This is a genomic window from Streptomyces sp. H27-C3 (genome assembly GCF_030063415.1).
Classification (GTDB): Bacteria; Actinomycetota; Actinomycetes; order Streptomycetales; family Streptomycetaceae; genus Streptomyces.
The window spans coordinates 26,939-41,281 of record NZ_JASITA010000015.1; the positions used below are offsets into that span (position 1 = coordinate 26,939).

General features: G+C 70.7%; 14 protein-coding genes and 1 pseudogene. 6 read left to right on the forward strand and 9 right to left on the reverse strand.

Annotation, left to right across the window (positions count from 1 at the left end; translation table 11 throughout):
• Window positions 1–108: 108 nt before the first annotated feature.
• The 3 genes and pseudogenes from QMK30_RS16940 to QMK30_RS16950 form a co-directional block, all read right to left on the reverse strand.
• The gene (locus QMK30_RS16940) at window positions 109–327 is read right to left on the reverse strand and encodes a hypothetical protein (RefSeq protein ID WP_283518939.1); all 219 of its coding nucleotides are present in this window, start codon (window positions 325–327) and stop codon (window positions 109–111) included.
• Between the two features lie 70 nt (window positions 328–397).
• On the reverse strand, window positions 398–2,116 hold the full coding sequence (locus QMK30_RS16945) for an enoyl-CoA hydratase-related protein (protein WP_283518941.1): 1,719 nt from the start codon (window positions 2,114–2,116) through the stop codon (window positions 398–400).
• A gap of 391 nt (window positions 2,117–2,507) precedes the next feature.
• A pseudogene (locus tag QMK30_RS16950) lies at window positions 2,508–2,753 on the reverse strand (VOC family protein); the annotation flags it as partial.
• A gap of 190 nt (window positions 2,754–2,943) precedes the next feature.
• On the opposite strand from QMK30_RS16950, the gene QMK30_RS16955 reads away from it, so the two are divergent.
• Window positions 2,944–3,726, forward strand: coding sequence for a VOC family protein (locus QMK30_RS16955; RefSeq protein ID WP_283518943.1), 783 nt, complete (start codon window positions 2,944–2,946; stop codon window positions 3,724–3,726).
• Between the two features lie 43 nt (window positions 3,727–3,769).
• A complete protein-coding gene (locus QMK30_RS16960) occupies window positions 3,770–4,924 on the forward strand; it encodes a methyltransferase (protein WP_283518945.1) in 1,155 nt (384 codons plus the stop codon).
• Between the two features lie 16 nt (window positions 4,925–4,940).
• Here the strand turns inward: QMK30_RS16960 and QMK30_RS16965 are convergent, their stop codons facing one another.
• Together QMK30_RS16965 and QMK30_RS16970 are read right to left on the reverse strand one after the other, a co-directional pair.
• A complete protein-coding gene (locus tag QMK30_RS16965; RefSeq protein WP_283519126.1) occupies window positions 4,941–5,381 on the reverse strand; it encodes a GNAT family N-acetyltransferase in 441 nt (146 codons plus the stop codon).
• A 63-nt stretch (window positions 5,382–5,444) separates the two neighbouring features.
• Window positions 5,445–6,881: an aminotransferase-like domain-containing protein gene (locus QMK30_RS16970; RefSeq protein ID WP_283518947.1), complete on the reverse strand. Its 1,437-nt coding sequence runs from the start codon at window positions 6,879–6,881 to the stop codon at window positions 5,445–5,447.
• Between QMK30_RS16970 and QMK30_RS16975 the strand changes: the two genes are divergently transcribed.
• Together QMK30_RS16975 and QMK30_RS16980 are read left to right on the forward strand one after the other, a co-directional pair.
• Window positions 6,880–7,824 carry a DMT family transporter gene (locus QMK30_RS16975; RefSeq protein WP_283518948.1) on the forward strand — a complete coding sequence of 315 codons (945 nt, stop codon included), beginning with the start codon at window positions 6,880–6,882 and terminating at the stop codon, window positions 7,822–7,824. The genes QMK30_RS16970 and QMK30_RS16975 overlap by 2 nt on opposite strands.
• Before the next feature lie 105 nt (window positions 7,825–7,929).
• Window positions 7,930–8,130 carry a DUF1918 domain-containing protein gene (locus tag QMK30_RS16980; RefSeq protein ID WP_283518949.1) on the forward strand — a complete coding sequence of 67 codons (201 nt, stop codon included), beginning with the start codon at window positions 7,930–7,932 and terminating at the stop codon, window positions 8,128–8,130.
• A gap of 25 nt (window positions 8,131–8,155) precedes the next feature.
• On the opposite strand, the gene QMK30_RS16985 is transcribed toward QMK30_RS16980, so the two are convergent.
• Window positions 8,156–9,385, reverse strand: coding sequence for a glycoside hydrolase family 10-like protein (locus QMK30_RS16985; RefSeq protein WP_283519127.1), 1,230 nt, complete (start codon window positions 9,383–9,385; stop codon window positions 8,156–8,158).
• A 184-nt stretch (window positions 9,386–9,569) separates the two neighbouring features.
• On the opposite strand from QMK30_RS16985, the gene QMK30_RS16990 reads away from it, so the two are divergent.
• Both QMK30_RS16990 and QMK30_RS16995 read left to right on the forward strand, forming a co-directional pair.
• Window positions 9,570–10,430: a 3-hydroxybutyryl-CoA dehydrogenase gene (locus QMK30_RS16990; RefSeq protein WP_283519128.1), complete on the forward strand. Its 861-nt coding sequence runs from the start codon at window positions 9,570–9,572 to the stop codon at window positions 10,428–10,430.
• Window positions 10,431–10,559: 129 nt separating this feature from the next.
• Window positions 10,560–10,817, forward strand: a complete 258-nt coding sequence (locus tag QMK30_RS16995; RefSeq protein ID WP_283518951.1) for a hypothetical protein — start codon at window positions 10,560–10,562, stop codon at window positions 10,815–10,817.
• A 69-nt stretch (window positions 10,818–10,886) separates the two neighbouring features.
• Here QMK30_RS16995 and QMK30_RS17000 read toward each other — a convergent pair whose 3' ends face one another.
• The 3 genes from QMK30_RS17000 to QMK30_RS17010 form a co-directional block, all read right to left on the reverse strand.
• Window positions 10,887–11,417, reverse strand: coding sequence for an NUDIX hydrolase (locus QMK30_RS17000; RefSeq protein ID WP_283518953.1), 531 nt, complete (start codon window positions 11,415–11,417; stop codon window positions 10,887–10,889).
• Window positions 11,418–11,468: 51 nt separating this feature from the next.
• Window positions 11,469–12,809 (reverse strand): NsdA family TPR-like regulatory protein, encoded by a 1,341-nt coding sequence (locus QMK30_RS17005; protein ID WP_283518954.1) that lies wholly within the window; start codon window positions 12,807–12,809, stop codon window positions 11,469–11,471.
• Window positions 12,810–13,076: 267 nt separating this feature from the next.
• Window positions 13,077–14,153 carry a PP2C family protein-serine/threonine phosphatase gene (locus tag QMK30_RS17010; protein ID WP_502963151.1) on the reverse strand — a complete coding sequence of 359 codons (1,077 nt, stop codon included), beginning with the start codon at window positions 14,151–14,153 and terminating at the stop codon, window positions 13,077–13,079.
• Window positions 14,154–14,343: the final 190 nt, after the last annotated feature.

Below are 14,343 nucleotides of genomic sequence, written 5' to 3' on the forward strand. Positions count from 1 at the left end.
CGAGCCCTCCTCGTCGATGGCATGACTATACGCAGTGCCGCACTTTTATGCAACGAATTTCCGATCGCCCTGCACCCCCGACAGCGGCCGGGATCGAGAAGTCGCCCCTCAGCGGATCAGACGGCGGACCCTCAGCGCAACGCGACAGATCCGGACCAGAGCAAAGGGGAGAGCCAGCAGGTGGGCGGCCCACACATGACCGTCGTGCAGCCAGTACCAGAACGCCGCTGCGCCGAGTACGGCGCCGATCGCCACGACGAGGATCTCCGCCGCCTCGGTGCGCCACCAGGGCGGGCGCCGTAGTAGTGGCGATTGCCATCTAGTCACGGGTAGGACTAGTCCTATCTCAGACTAGCTGGCGCCCGCGAGCTTCTTCCGCCGCACCCGCGACGGCTAGCTAGAGGTGGGACGGGGTGCCGGTCAGCGGCAGTTTGTGCACGAACGCGCGGCGCAGTGCGTGGTACGGCGCGTCCGGATCGTTGAAAGTGCGGGCCATCCGCGCCAGCTCGTCCTCCCGGTACGCGGCCAGCGGCCTGACCGCCTCCTCGCGGTCCAGTTCCGCCTTCTTGGCCGCGGCCCGCGACTGCGCACCGGAGGACGACGCGAGGAGCGTCGCCAGCCGGGCGACCGCGGCCGGGAAGTCCTGCGGCCCGCACTCGACGATCCGGTCCACCAGACCGATGCGCTGCCCGGCAGCCGCGCTGACCGGCAGGGCCCGCCGCATCAGCTCCCCGGCGGCATCCGCACCTGCTCGGCGCGGCAGCGTGCGGGTCCAGTACTCGGATCCGTACAGCCCCATCAGCCGGTAGTGCGGATTCAGCACCGAGCCCGCCCTGCACCAGACCTCGTCGGCGGCCAGCGCCAGCATCGCTCCTCCCGCGGCGGCGTTGCCGCCCACGGCGGAGACCACCAGCCGGTCGGCAGTCGTCAGCACCGCCTCCACCAGGTCGTCCATGGCGCTGATATTGGCCCAGGACTCCGCCGCCGGATCCGCGGCCGCCTCGATCACATGGAGATGGATGCCATTGCTGAAGAAGTCCCGGCCGCCGCCCAGCACCAGGACCGAGGTGGGCCGGGCGAGGGCCTTCCGGTACGCGGCCAGCAGCCGCCCGCACTGGGCTGTGCTCATCGCGCCGCCCGGGAAGGAGAACGTCAGGAACCCCGCCTGCCCCACCTCCCGGTAGCGGATGTCGGTCCAGGTACGGCGTTCCCCGTCCGGCTCCAGGGGCGCGTACAGCTCGGGCAGTTCCGGGAGCCGGACGCCGAGTGCGCTGACCGCGGGCAGTTTGTACGTGGGCGGCTCCCCGGGTCTGCGCCGGGGCCGCAGCTCCGGGATCCACACGGCCCCGTCGGCCGTCGCCCGGCAGACGGCGCCGGCCCGGGTGGCCAGCAGCTCTCCCGGCCAGCCGCGCAGCTCGTCCTCCGGATGGCCGCCGTGCAGGAACCACTCGCCGCCGAGCAGTTCGTCCAGCACCCCGGGGTTCGAATCGGCGGCGCGGAGCTTACGGACCACTGTCCCGGTGGAGTCCGCCCGCCAGTCGATGCGCCGCTGCTCCTGTCGGAGATACGGCCGGGTGCGGAAGCGCCCCTGCTGTGGTTGCTGAGCCTGTGGTTGCTGTGGTTGCTGTGGTTCGGGGGAGTACGTTCCTGACGCGAAGCGCTCGACGGCCAGCAGCACCGCCCGCAGCGCGGCGTCGGAGATCTCGTTGCGGTACAGGTCGCTCTTGCCGACCGGAGGTACCGGGCAGTCGGCGGTGGCCCAGACAGCGCCGGCGTCCATGACCGCGTCGGCCTGCAGGACGGTGACTCCCCAAGACGACACACCCTCGTGGATCGCCCAGTCCAGCGAGGAAGGGCCCCGGTCGCCGACGGGTCCCGGATGCACGATGAGGCAGGTGTGTGCCGTCCAGATGTCCTGGGGGACGGCGGTCTTCAGCAGAGGGGCCACGATCAGCTCGGGCTCGTGGCGGCGGACGGCCTCCCGGAGAGCCGCGTCGTGCAGGGCGGGGTCGGGCAGCGCGAGTGCGACGGCCACCGTGTGACCGTGATCTCTCAGCTCCGCGTGCACACGCTGCGTCAGGCTGTTGAAGGCACTCGCGACGAGCAGGATGTGCACGGCGGTCTCCCAGTGGTCAGGCGGTCCACGGCCGGGGTGGGGCCAGCCGCCTGTGATCGTGGGGCATACGGACGGCGCAAGGTGGACGCCGGGCTGCGGCGTCGCCCGAAAGCGGAGCGCTCTGGGCCGTCTGCGGTGCGCCGGACAGCCGTTGCGCCGCCGGGAATGGCCCGGTCCGCGCGCATGTTGACCAGGTGCGCAGGGGGCCTCCTGCGCCGTACGACCCCTGGAGAGATGAAGAACATGCGCGTCGAGATCTGGAGCGACATCGCCTGGCCTTGAACCAAGGGAACCCTAGTACTACAGGGCTAGATCTGTGTCATGGAGTCGCATGCTCACGGCAGACCATCATGCCGCACGCATCGATCAAGATCTATCCCTGTAGTACTAGGTCGGCGCAGTTGATCAGGAGGGAGATCGACTCGTCGAAGGTGAATTCGGGACCTCCGTCGATCGCCGTGTACTCCTGGCCGTCGAGCACGAAGTCGACGGTCAGGACCGTGCCGGCCGGCCGCGGGCCGGCCTCGCCGTAGTACGAGATGTTCTTGATCTCCGAGTTCGGGAAGACCGAGACATAGAACTCGGCGGCCTCCCTGCTCTCGGTGTCGAACCAGAGGTTGGGCGTGATCCTGGGCATGACAGCCTCCTCGGCCGCTCGTCCGGTACCTGTACGTGTATCGACCGTCGCAGGAGCGGAAAATCATCGCCACTCCGGCAGATTCCCCGCCCGGGCTCCACCGGCCATGTCCCACCGACCGTCGCGGACACCATCCGACCTACATGGGTTCTAACTTCGAACGAACAGCCCCGGATCGTTGGAGGACCCCATGAGCCTTGTCAGCAGCAACCAGCCGTACGGCACCCCGACCTGGATCGAACTCGACGTCCCCGCAACCGGCCTCGACCGCGCGAGGGAGTTCTACGGCGCACTCTTCGGCTGGGACTTCACCACGGCGGACGCGGCGAACGGGTTCTACACGACCTGTCTGCTGCGGGACCTGCCGGTCGCGGGGCTCAGGCAGGCGGCCACGCCCGCGGCCCCGGGCCTGTGGTGCGTGTACTTCGCCACGGAGGACTGCGACAGCACCGCCAAGCGCGTCGCCGACGCGGGCGGCACAGTGCGGCTCAGCCCGCTCGACGTGCCCGGTCTGGGCCGCAGGGCCCTCGCCGAGGACCCCGTCGGCGCCCATTTCGGGCTCTGGCAGGGCGGCACGCACCCCGGCTGCCGGCTGGTGAACGAGCCCGGCACCCTGGTCCGCAACGACCTGATCACCGCGAACCCCGAACCGGCCCGGCTCTTCTACGCCGATGTCTTCGACTTCACCCTGGACGGCAACCAGGATCTGCCCGAGTCCGACTTCACCTTCCTCCGCCGGCCGGACGGCCATGAGATCGGCGGAGTCTTCGGCGACCCGACCGCCACATCCACCCGCTGGCAGACCACGTTCGAGGTCGCGGACACCGACGCCACGGTGGCGAGCGCCCTCGCCGCGGGCGGCTCGGCCGGCCCCGTATCGGACACCCCGTACGGCCGGATGGCAGAGATCACCGACCCTCTCGGCAATGTCTTCGACCTCATCGCCAGGCCGGCCGGCACGATCCTGGCATGATCATGCGGTGAGCTGGGCGAAGGCTCGGTTAGCCTGGTGCACGATGAACGATGTGACGACGTGGGGCGAGCTCGATCTGGCCCGCTTCCCCGAAGACCCCCGCGACAGGCTCCGTGCCTGGGACGCTGCCGACGAGTACCTACTACGGCACTTGGAGGGGATCGACGACGACGGGCCGACGGACCTGTCGGGCAACGTCGTCGTGGTCGGCGACAGATGGGGGACACTGGCCACCGCGCTGGCCGGTTCCCGGCCCACGCAGATCAGCGACTCGTTCCTCACCCAGCAGGCGACCCTGGCCAACCTGGAGCGCAACGGCATCGCCACCGCCGCCGTGCGGCTCCTGTCGACCAGGGACGCCCCGACGGACCGGATCGACGTCCTGCTGATCCGCGTGCCCAAGAGCCTCGCGCTCCTGGAGGACCAGCTGCACCGGCTCGCGCCCCAGGTCCACGCGGGCACCGTCGTCATCGGCACCGGCATGGTCAAGGAGATCCACACCTCGACGCTGAGGCTGTTCGAACGGATCCTCGGTACGACGCGGACCTCGCTGGCGGCCAAAAAGGCCCGGCTCATCTTCTGCACGCCGGAACCCGCGCTCGCCCGCGGCCCCCTCCCCTGGCCGCGCTCCTACACGCTGCCCGCCGGCACCGGCGCCGCCTCCGGGCTGACCGTCACCAATCACGCCGGGATCTTCTGCGCCGACCGCCTCGACATCGGCACCCGGTTCTTCCTCCAGCAGCTTCCGCGGCGCCACGGCCCCGAGCGCGTGGTGGATCTGGGCTGCGGCAACGGAGTGGTCGGCACGGCAGCCGCGGTGATCAACCCCGAGGCCCAGATCCTGTTCGCCGACGAGTCGTTCCAGGCGGTGGCGTCGGCCGAGGCCACCTTCCGGGCGAACGCCGGGCCCGACGCCAAGGCCGAGTTCCTGGTGGGCGACGGCCTGACGGGCGTAGCTGAGGGGACGGTGGATCTCGTACTGAACAATCCGCCGTTCCACAGCCACCAGGCGACGACCGACGCCACGGCCCGGCGGATGTTCACCGAGTCGCGCGACGCGCTGCGCTCCGGCGGTGAGCTGTGGGTCGTCGGCAACCGGCACCTGCGCTACCACGTGGCGCTGCGCCGGATCTTCGGCAACAGCGAGGTCATGGCGAGCGACCCGAAGTTCGTCGTCCTGCGCGCCGTCAAGCGCTGACGCCCCGCGCCTGCTCTCACTGGGCAGTGAGGGCCATCCAGTGCTCCGGGACGTCCAGGGGCCTGAAGCCGATCTTCTCGTAGACGCCGTGCGCGTCCGCGGTGGCGAGCAGGACGCGGCGCAGCCCGCACGGGGCGAGCTCGTCGCGGATCGCGGCGACGAGCGCGGTGCCGAGGGTCTTGCCGCGCGCGGGCCGGTCCACGTAGACGTCGCAGAGCCAGGCGAAGGTGGCGCGGTCGGTGATGACCCGGGCGTAGGCGCGCTGGGCGCCCGAAGCCTGTTCGTACACACCGAAGTTGAGCGATCCGGCGATGGCCAGGTCCTGCTTCTCACGGCTGCGGCCGATGGCCCAGTACGCGTCGGTGGACAGCCAGTGGTGGACGCGGGCGCGGTCCAGGCGCCCGGGGTCGGTGGAGATCTCGTATCCGGCGGGGAGCAGCGGAGTCGTCTCGGGCATCTCGTTCATGGCAGGAAACTCGCAGGCCGAGTGCCTGCCTGTCGAGCCGATTTCCGATCCGGGTCACCCGAACAGTTCGTCGCAGGCGGTACGCAGCCTCCGCACCCCCTCCGTGATCTCGGCCGCTCCCGCCACGCCCGCGAAGCTAAGCCTGATGTGCCCGGCGGGCGGTTCGGCGCTGAAGTACGGGCGGCCGGGGGCGATGGCCACCCCCGCCCGCAGCGCCGCCGAGACCATCGCGCTCTCGTCGGCGCCGTCGGGCAGCCGCAGCCACAGGTGGTAGCCGCCCGCCGGGATGTGCGGCAGGGCCAGCTCGGGCAGCCGCAGCCGCAGGGCCGCGGCCAGCGTGTCGCGACGCACCCTCAACTCCCTGGACACCGCGCCCAGATGGCGGGGCCAGGCCGGGGACCCGACCAGCTCGACGGCGGCCTCCTGGAGGGGGCGCGGCACGAAGAAGCTCTCGACGACCTGGATGGCGCGCAGCCGGTCGAGCACGGGCCCGCGCGCGGCCAGCGCGCTCACCCGGAAGCTGGGCGAGGTGGCCTTGGTCAGCGAACAGACATGGACGACCACGCCGTCGTGGTCGTCGGTGGCCAGCGGCCGGGGCAGCGGCCCGGCGTCCTCGTGGACGAGGCGCCGAACGAAGTCGTCCTCGACGACGAAGGCCCCGGCCTCGCGGGCGACGCGCAGCACCTCGGGGCGGCGCTCGGCCGAGAGCACGGCGCCGGTCGGGTTCTGGAAGAGCGGCTGGCAGACGAAGACGCGGGCGCCGGTGGCCCTGAAGGCCGCGGCGAGGAGGTCGGTACGCACTCCGTCGGCGTCCACCGGTACGGGAACCGGGCGCAGCCCCGCCGCGCGGGCGATGGCGAGCATTCCCGGGTACGTGGGTGATTCGACCAGGACCGGGGCGCCGGGCGGGGCGAGCGCGCGCAGCGCTGTGGTCAGCGCGCTCTGGCCGCCCGCCGCGATCAGCACCTCGGCGGCGGTGATCGCGCCGCCGATACCGCGGGCGAACCACTCGCGCAGCTCGGCGACGCCTTCGACGGGCGGTCTGCCCCAGGCGCCGGGGCGGCGGCCCGCCCTGGCCAGGGCGGCGGCCATGGCCCGCTCGGGTTGCAGCGAGGCGTGCAGATAGCCGCTGTTGAACTCGATGACGCCCGGTGGCGGGGCGGCAAGGGTGGCCAGGACCCCCGACGCGTCGACGGAGCGCGGCACGGACTCGGTGGCCCCGTCGGCGCTGAGCGACACCTGCTGCCAGGACGTGTCACCGGGCGCGGCTGCCGCCGCACGGGGCTGGGCCCGGAAGGCGCCCGCGCCCGGCCGGGTGACGACCAGGCCCTCTGCGGCAAGCTGGGCAAGTGCCCGCGAGACGGTCACCGGGCTCACCCGATGGCGCTCGACCAGGACCCGACTGGACGGCAGCTTTCCACCTGGCGAGTAGCGGTCGAGATCCCGCCGGAGGGAGTTGGCCAGTTCACTGACGCTGCTACGCTCTTGCATGACAGCACAGAATAGCGCTACTCCCGGCACCGCAGTAGCGGTGAGCAGTGACAGCGACGCCGGGGACGCCCCCGGCACAGGCCGGGGAATCGGCAACGGCACCGTGCTCGCCGCCCTGGGAGTCACCGCCTTCTCGCTCACCTTCCCCGCGACCGCCTGGGGCCTCGAAGGGTTCGGCCCCTGGTCGCTGGTGTCCGTACGCAGCGCGCTGGCCGCCCTCGTAGCCGGGACGGCCCTGTTCGCCCTGCGCGTGCCGCTGCCCGCCCGCCGGCACCGGGTGGGGCTCGCGGTGGTCGCCGCCGGTGTGGTGCTCGGTTTCCCGATGCTGACCACGCTCGCCCTCCAGACGTCGAGCACCTCGCACGCCGCCGTGGTGGTCGGCCTGCTGCCCCTGACCACCGCCGCCTTCTCGGCACTGCGCACCGGCTCCCGGCCGTCCCGCACCTTCTGGCTGGCCGCGCTCGGCGGCGCCGGCATCGTGATCGCCTTCACCCTCCAGCAGAGCGGCGGCGCACTGTCCAAGGCCGACCTGTATCTCTTCGGCGCCCTGCTCGTGTGCGCCGCGGGCTACACCGAAGGGGGCAGGCTGGCGCGCGAGATGCCTGGCTGGCACGTCATCGGCTGGGCGCTGGTGCTGTGCCTGCCGCTGACCCTCCCGGCGGCGGCCGTCTCCCTCGCCGTGGAGCCGGTGCACCTGACGGCGCACAGCGTCGCGGGGCTGATCTGGGTCGCGGTCGGCTCGCAGTTCCTTGGGCTGGTCGTCTGGTACCGGGGGATGGCCCGGATCGGAGTGGCCAAGGCCAGCCAGCTCCAGTTGGCCCAGCCGCTGCTGACCCTGCTCTGGTCGGTCCTGCTGCTCGGCGAGCACCTCTACCCCCCGGTCCCACTGGCCGCCGTCGGTGTACTCCTGTCGATCGCGGTCACCCAGCGCGCGCGGACCTGAGGAGGCATTCAGGGGGTTGTCACGGGGTTCACGTACGGGCGCAACCCCCGCCCCCGGTCGTAGACTGGCAGTCACCTACCGCCAGCCTCAAGGAGGTCAACCCCGATGCGAGCGAGTATGGGCGACCAGCTTCTGTTGCACGGCAGGATCGTCGGTCAGCAGGACCGGGTCGCGGAGATCGTCGAGGTGCTGGGGGCCGACGGCACACCGCCCTACCGGGTCCGTTTCCCGGACGGGCACGAGGCCCTGGTGTCGCCGGGTCCGGACTCCGTCGTACGGCATGTGAACCCGCCGGACGCCCCTTAGCCGTCCAGTCGTCCGCGCGAAGGGGTCAGCCGCGTGGCCGGACCGGGGTCGGATAGTGGTCGGTGACCACCTTCGCCATGGCCCCGATCCGGTCCGCGGCGACCTCTTTCGCCGAGAAGAAGATATGGCCGCGCACTTCGGGGGACTTCTTGGCGAGGGTGAGATGGCGGGAGAGCTCGGCAGGGTCCTGCCAGGGCGCGCCCTGGGCCGGATCGCCCGCCTTGTAGAGGGCCTCACCGGCGTACAGCTCGACGCCCGTGCCGCGTACGACGTCGGCCCACCAGGGCAGCAGCTTCGCGTAGTCCGCCGCCGTGAAGCCGATGTTCCAGTACAGCTGGGGCGCGATGTAGTCGATCCAGCCCTCCTTCACCCACTTCCTGGTGTCGGCGTGCAGATCGTCGTACGTCTGCACACCGGCCCGGGTCGGCGAGCCCAGCGGGTCGGTCGTGGCATTGCGCCACACCCCGAAGGGGCTGATCCCGAAGCGCACCTTCGGCTTGATCTCCTTGATGCGGGCGGCCGTCTCGCTGACCAGCCGGTCGGTGTTGTCGCGCCGCCAGGCGGCCCGGTCGGGGAAGGCGCCGCCGTGGCGCGCGTACGCGTCGCCGTCCGCGAACGTCTGGCCCGCCACCGGGTACGGGTAGAAGTAGTCGTCCCAGTGCACGGCGTCGATGTCGTAGCGCCGCACCGCGTCGAGCATCGCGTCCTGGACGAACTTCCTGACCTCAGGCAGCCCCGGGTTGTAGTAGAGCTTCCCGCCGTACGGCAGGACCCAGTCCGGGTGCACCCGCGCGGGATGGCTCGCCACCAGCCGGGACGGGTCCGTGTGATTGGCCACTCGGTACGGGTTGAACCAGGCGTGCAGTTCAAGTCCGCGCTCGTGCGCCTCGCGTACCGCGGTACCCAGCGGGTCCCAGCCGGGGTCCTTGCCCTGGACGCCGGTGAGACACGCGGACCACGGCTCGTACGGCGACGGCCACAGGGCGTCGGCGGTCGGCCGCACCTGGAGGACCACGGCGTTCAGCCTGCGGCGCACCGCCGTGTCCAGGTGGGCCAGCAGCTCGGCCTTCTGCTCGGCGGCGGTGAGGCCCGGCGCCGACGGCCAGTCCCGGTTGGCCACGGTGGCCAGCCACATCCCCCGCAGCTCGTTCTTCGGTGCCCGGCGGCCCACCGCCGCGGCGTCTCCGGCGACGGACAGCGCGGACAGCGCCCCGACCGCTCCCAACAAGAATCCCCTACGCCCGATTTGCACTATTTATTGCCCCTGGTTCGGTGAGTTCGTCCCGCCTTATCCGCACAGCATGCCCGCCCCGGCCCCTCGTGTACCCATAAGGCCGGAGTAACGTCGGGGGCCGACGGGCGCCGGAATCACCGGTGAACCTTTCCCCTAGCCTTCGGTTGGGGGACCCCATGCACTGTTGTTCAGCGAAAGGCACGATGTGACCGACATCGAACGCGTCGGAGTAGTGGGCTGTGGCCAGATGGGTGCGGGCATCGCCGAGGTGTGCGCACGCAGCGGCCTCGAAGTCATGGTTGCCGAGACCTCGGGCGAAGCCCTGGAGATCGGCCGCACCCGGCTCCACAACTCCCTCTCGAAAGCTGCCGAGCGCGGCAAGATCACCGAGGAGGAGCGCGACGCGACACTCGGCCGCCTCAGCTTCACGACCGACCTCGGGGAGTTCGCGGACCGCGACCTCGTCATCGAGGCCGTCGTCGAGAACGAGTCGATCAAGACGGAGATCTTCCAGGTCCTCGACCAGGTGGTGACCCGCCCGGACGCGATCCTCGCATCGAACACCTCCTCCATCCCACTGGTGAAGCTGGCCGTCGCGACCTCGCGTCCCGACCAGGTCATCGGCATCCATTTCTTCAACCCGGCCCCGGTGCAGAAGCTCGTCGAGCTGATCCCGGCGCTGACCACGTCCGAGGAGACGATCAAGCGCTCCGAGGCCGTCGTGCAGGACATGCTCGGCAAGCACGCCATCCGCGCCCAGGACCGGTCCGGCTTCGTCGTCAACGCGCTGCTGATTCCGTATCTGCTCTCGGCGATCCGGATGTTCGAGTCGGGCATCGCGAGCCGTGAGGACATCGACAACGGTATGGAGATGGGCTGCGCCCACCCGATGGGTCCGCTCAAGCTCGCGGACCTCATCGGTCTGGACACGGTCGCCTCGGTCGCCGACTCGATGTACAACGAGTTCAAGGAGCCGCTGTACGCCGCTCCCCCGCTGCTCCAGCGCATGGTGGACGCCGGCAGGCTCGGCCGGAAGACGAGCTCCGGGTTCTACCCGTACTCCTGATTCGCACGGAGTGTGCGAGGCGTACCCGCATATGCCTCGCACACACGCTCCCGCCATGGGCACAAGGCGAGTTGACTCTGCGTCACCCAGACAAGGACGTTGGACGCCTTGCCGAAAAGGAGCAGATCAGTGAGCCTCGACCCCGACCAGCCCGTGGTCGTAGAAGAATTCGCCGAGTTACGCCGCTGCCTGGACGTCGGTGCCGCCACCATCGACGGACGACTGGCCCTGCTGGCTCAGCGTATTGACCAGGCCGACAACGACGTGAGCGGCCTGACCGCGCGCGTCGCGGCCCTTGAACACAACCGATGGCCGATCCCCGCGGTGGCCGCGGTCGCCGCGGCCGGATCTCTCGGTGTAACCCTCTGGCAGGCACTCGGCCGCTAGTAGGACGCACGGGGTGGACGCCGCGCGGGAGCGGAGCCGTCCCCGGTGAAGAGCCGTCGGGACGCGGAGTCAGCCGAGGCACAGATGGTGCAGCATCAGCAGCCCGGCCGCCATATTGGCGGCCGGGACCTCACCCCGGGCCACCATGTCGGGCACCAGCTTGAGCGGTACCCATTCGCGCCGCGAGGACTCGAAGTCGTCCTCGGGATGGCCGATGTACGTCGCGGAGTCCGCCCAGTAGAGGTGGTGACGGGCGTCGGTGAGGCCGTTGGACGGCTCGACGGTCAGCAGATGGCGTAGAGGTCCCGGCCGCCAGCCGGTCTCCTCCTCCATCTCGCGGGCCGCGGCCTCCGCGATGTCCTCGCCGTCCTCCACCACCCCCGCCGCGAGCTCCCAGCCCCAGCTGTCGGTGATGAAGCGATGCCGCCAGAGCAGCAGGACCTCGTTCGCCTCGTTGACCGCCGTTGCCACGGCAACCGCGCGGAGCCGTATGACGAAGTGGTCCAGGTGTCGTCCGTCGGGAAGCTCGACATCCGCCAGGTTGATCCGGAACCATCGGTTTTCGTACACAGTTTGTTCGCTTAGATTCGTCCACTGCACTGTTCTGCCACCTTTCGACAAGTAGGTGGCAACATCGCAGCAGGACTATGGTCACAGCGGAACGCGCAGTGCCCCGTCGATCAGTTCGGCCGCCTCCTCGGCGCCGGCGCAGCCACTCCCCACCAGATGCTCACGCACCGCCCGCAACCGGTCCCGCATCCGCTGGGACTCCATTCCTCTGGCCCGCTCGGCCATTTCCGTGGCAATCTCCACGGCACGATCCGCCTTGCCCTGGCGCAGTTCGATATGGGTGAGCATGGCAAGCCGGTGTACGCGCCCCCTGTCGTGCGCCGGCGTGCCCACCGCCGCGGCGGCGTGCTCCCGCGCGGCCGGCAGGTCACCGAGGCTCAGCAGCGCCTCGGCCACCTGCACATTGACCAGACCCGGCTGGACGTACCCCGTCTCGTCCGGTTCGTGGCCGCGCCTGATGCGCTCCGCCTCAGCCTCCGCACGCCGGATGCAGGACAACGCGCCCTTCCCGTCGCCGAGATGGGCGTACGCCTTGGCCTGCATCGCGTGCAGATCGGCGGCCAGCGCCGGGGTGATCTGCTTGCCCGCCGTCCGCAGGGCCGCCTCCGCGAAGGCCACCGCCTGCCGGTATTCGGCCATGAACAGCGACTGGTTGACGAGCAGCGCGATGATGTAGGCGCCAAGTCCCCTGTCGCCACTGGACTTCGCGAGCCTCAGCGCCTGATGGAAGTATCGCTGAGCGAGCCCCTGGGCGTCCGAGTCGTACGCGCAGATGCCGGCCATCGCGACCAGCCCGCCCGTCGCCCGGTGCAGATGACGCCCCATGGCATTGGAGTAACTGCCGCGCAACAGTGGCGCGGTCTCGGCGTTGAGGAAGCCCACGATCCGTGAGCGCGTCGCGATTCCGCCCGCCTTGCGATACATCAGCTCGTAGTGGGCCCTGGCCGCGCGCAGCATCTGGATGTCGGCGACGCTGACCCGCGTCTGGCCCTTGCGGGAGACGTCCGAGTCCTCCGGAGGGTTCTCCCACTCCCAGACGGGCATCACGGCCGGTGTGCCGGTGACCGCGGGCGCGACCAGGACATGGGGGCGTTGCTGCTCGTCGGAGCGCCACAGCGCGGTGGCGCGCTCCACGAAACCCGTCAGCGGGGAGCCGTGCGGCATGACCGTCTCGCCCGGCACGCCGAAGCCGATGTCGTCCAGAGTTATCGGCCGGTGCAGCCGGGCCGCGAGCACGTCGCAGATCATGTCGGGCACCTGGCCGCGTGGCCGCTGCCCCTTCAACCAGCGGGCTACCGCGGTGTGTTCGTATCTCAGCGCCAATCCTCTGGCACTGCCCGCCTGATTGACGTGCGCGGCCAGACCGGCGTTGGAGATGCCCGCCTCGTCGAGCAGAGCGTCGAGCAGAGTATTGGGCTGCATGGGCCTCTCCGGTGACTCGGTGAACTCAGCGTAGTGGAGCCGCTTTCACACGGGGTGTGAACGGAACGCTCACGTTCCTGCCCCGCGTACTCTCCCGCGCCACAGGCCGCACGCGTTTTACTGCAAGCGCCTCACCAAGAGGTGGCCGGGCCGCCGGCTCCCCCCTCGTACAGTGCGGCGGCCCGTTCTCGCACCGTCCGCCCTGCTCGTCTGCCCGGCACTCCACGGCAGGGCGGACGGACGGTCGGCAGCCCGGTCCGCGACCACTCAGCGATGGGAGGGTTCGGCGCAGGACCGGCGCAGGCCGGGCTCACCGGGCCGCGCTTCGATCCGACGACGATCGTTGCGCAGCACGAGCAGAGCCGCGTCATCGGTGAGCCGTCCGTGCGTGTGGCGCAGCAGCGCCTTGCGAACGCGCTGCACCACCACGGCCGGTGAGTCCGGCCCGCCGGGAGTGGCCGCCTCGGCGAGGGGCTGCTGCAGACAGAAGAACCTCCCGTCGGGGTTCCTGGCGTCCTCGGCCCCGTCGGTGTGCAGCACCAGCGCCTCGCCGCGCGGCAGGCGGGTGCACCGACGCGCGGACAGGTTCTCGGGCAGCGGGAACGGGCCGAGCGGCGGCAGCGGGTCGCCGCCCGCGATCAGCTCCGCGGTCCGGCCCAGCCGGTACGGCCACGGGTGGCCGCAATTCAGTGCGAGCACTTCGTCGTCCTCGTGGATTTCGAGCAGCAGTACGGTGACGAACTCCTCGGCCGTCGGGCTGTTCGGACCGCTGCCGCCCGCCGCCGGGTGCTCGGCCATCGCTCTCTCTCGCAGATGCCGGAGCAGGGACCGCTCCAACCTGCGCAGCACGCCCGCGAGTTCGGCCTCGTCGTGCGCCGTCTCCCGGAAGCTGCCGAGCAGCGCGGCCACCACCCCGATGGCGGGCAGGCCGTGGCCTCTCGCATCGCCGATGACCACCCGCACCCCGTGCAGGGTGGCCACCGCCTCGTACAGATCACCGCCGACCGTCGCGCCGCGGCTCGCGGAGAGCTGCCAGGCGGTGAGCGCGAGGCCGTCGAGCCGCGGTGGCAGCGGTCTCAGAAGCACCTGCTGGGCCGCGTGGGCCACTTCGCGGGCCCGGCGCAGCTCTCGCACCGGGCCAAGTGCCACGACCGTGAGCAGATACGCGACCAGGGAGAGGAAAGCCCCGCAGGTGACGAGGCGGGGGCCGAGCCCCTCCCGCAGCGCCAGTGGGCAGGCCAGCTCCCAGGCGACCGCGGCGGCGAGCCAGACGGCGGGGAGGCCGAAGTGAAGGACGCGCCGTGCGCACAGCAGGTCCGCGCACACGTCCCAGCAGGATCTCACCGCTCTCACTGTGATCATCCCGACGGCCCCTGGACCTTCGCCCGTACGACGTGCGGCACCGTGGCCGGAATGATTCTGCGAATCTCCCGTATGTGCGGGCGGACACCGCCCGTACTTCTCACCCGAATGAGTGAGGGGCGCGTCCGGGGTCCGCCCGCACATACGGGAGATTCGCAGAATCATTCCGGCC

What these genes read in the sequence shown, in the direction of transcription:
- QMK30_RS16965 (WP_283519126.1), bottom strand. Translation starts at nt 5,381, where the DNA reads ATGCCCGAGACGACTCCGCTGCTCCCCGCCGGATACGAGATCTCCACC.
- QMK30_RS16975 (WP_283518948.1), top strand. Translation starts at nt 6,880, where the DNA reads ATGACAGCACAGAATAGCGCTACTCCCGGCACCGCAGTAGCGGTGAGC.
- QMK30_RS16955 (WP_283518943.1), top strand. Translation starts at nt 2,944, where the DNA reads ATGAGCCTTGTCAGCAGCAACCAGCCGTACGGCACCCCGACCTGGATC.
- QMK30_RS16970 (WP_283518947.1), bottom strand. Translation starts at nt 6,881, where the DNA reads ATGCAAGAGCGTAGCAGCGTCAGTGAACTGGCCAACTCCCTCCGGCGG.
- QMK30_RS16980 (WP_283518949.1), top strand. Translation starts at nt 7,930, where the DNA reads ATGCGAGCGAGTATGGGCGACCAGCTTCTGTTGCACGGCAGGATCGTC.
- QMK30_RS17005 (WP_283518954.1), bottom strand. Translation starts at nt 12,809, where the DNA reads ATGCAGCCCAATACTCTGCTCGACGCTCTGCTCGACGAGGCGGGCATC.
- QMK30_RS16960 (WP_283518945.1), top strand. Translation starts at nt 3,770, where the DNA reads ATGAACGATGTGACGACGTGGGGCGAGCTCGATCTGGCCCGCTTCCCC.